The sequence below is a fragment of the Rhizobium sp. PDO1-076 genome (assembly GCF_000247475.1).
Classification (GTDB): domain Bacteria; phylum Pseudomonadota; class Alphaproteobacteria; order Rhizobiales; family Rhizobiaceae; genus Allorhizobium.
Genome location: NZ_AHZC01000303.1, coordinates 1 through 1084 on the forward strand (window position 1 = coordinate 1; position 1084 = coordinate 1084).

At 59.4% G+C, this 1084-nt stretch carries 2 protein-coding genes and 1 pseudogene; all 3 read right to left on the reverse strand.

Annotated features, from left to right (window positions below):
* Positions 1 to 372 (reverse strand): annotated as a pseudogene (locus tag PDO_RS15535) (type IV secretory system conjugative DNA transfer family protein); the annotation flags it as partial.
* The gene (locus PDO_RS15540; RefSeq protein WP_007603755.1) at positions 359 to 670 is read right to left on the reverse strand and encodes a hypothetical protein; all 312 of its coding nucleotides are present in this window, start codon (positions 668 to 670) and stop codon (positions 359 to 361) included. The gene PDO_RS15540 and the pseudogene PDO_RS15535, both read right to left, overlap by 14 nt.
* A 15-nt stretch (positions 671 to 685) precedes the next feature.
* Positions 686 to 1084, reverse strand: a 399-nt coding sequence (locus PDO_RS27290; RefSeq protein ID WP_007603761.1) for an OST-HTH/LOTUS domain-containing protein, incomplete at its 5' end; no start/stop codon positions are given.

The window sequence follows — 1084 nt, forward strand, 5'->3', positions numbered from 1 at the left end:
CGGGTGAGGGGAGGCCACTTCGTTAGGGGTGGCGAAACGGGCAGAGCCGTGCGTGTCGCCTTCCATGTCCCCGAAATGATGGATCATAGGATTGGTGACGAGACGGAAGGCGAGGACGAACAGGATGACCGTCACGATCAGGCTGATTGCTGTCTGAGTAACGGCTTTAGGCAAGCCGAGAGGTGCAAGCATCAGGTCGCCCGTGATGGCGACAACAATGCCAACGATGAGCAGGAGAGAGAGGCTACCAAACACAGGTTTGAAGGCGCGGATAGGAGCTATGCTTACAGCCACGATAGCCCAAATGGGATCGCGAGCAGCGGTCCGCAGCATGTTCTTGAAGGCCGCTCCGGCAAGCTTAAGTTGACTCATGAATTGGCCTCCCCGTATTGTCGGATTTCGTGCTGGTCTGCGCTCCGTTGATCAGATCAGCACACACCACCTTGTCGAGATCGCGGGTGAGGAAGCCCGGCAGTTCGCGTCGCAGCCATTCACCGAGGTTCTTTGAGAATTCATCCTTGCCGTTCTCGAGACGATGCAGGACGAGCGCGCCCAGCAGAACCTTGCGGCGCGTGTCGTTGTTGCGTTCCTGCTTGGCAAGCCGCTGCTGCAAGGCCTTCTTTTGCGCATCCAGTTGCGCCAGGCGTTCCTCGATAGATTTACGGGCCACGATATTTTTTCCTTCTTACAATTTGTTTTTTCCGGCCTTGAGGCTGACGACGACGATCTTCGGGTTACCTCCCGTTCGCCCGACATCGAGAATGCCGGATGCCTCGGCCAGATCGCTCAACCGGCTGAAGCCGTAATTACGGGCGTCGAAGTCCGGTGACTGTTTGGCAAGATGAGTTCCGACGCGGGCGAGATTGGCGCGGCCGTCTTCATCGGCCGAGGCGGTCACCGCCTTTTCGAGCATCTGCAATGCAGCGCGGTCGAGCTTGCCGCTGGCTGCGCCGGACTGCGCTGGCGCGGCCTTCTGCGGTTCGACTGTCGCCGGCAGTGAAGCTGCCGGCACGGATTTCGCGTTCGCGGTTTTGCGAGCCGGTTTTGCGATCGCGGCAGGCTCTTCCACCGGGGCACCAAGAAC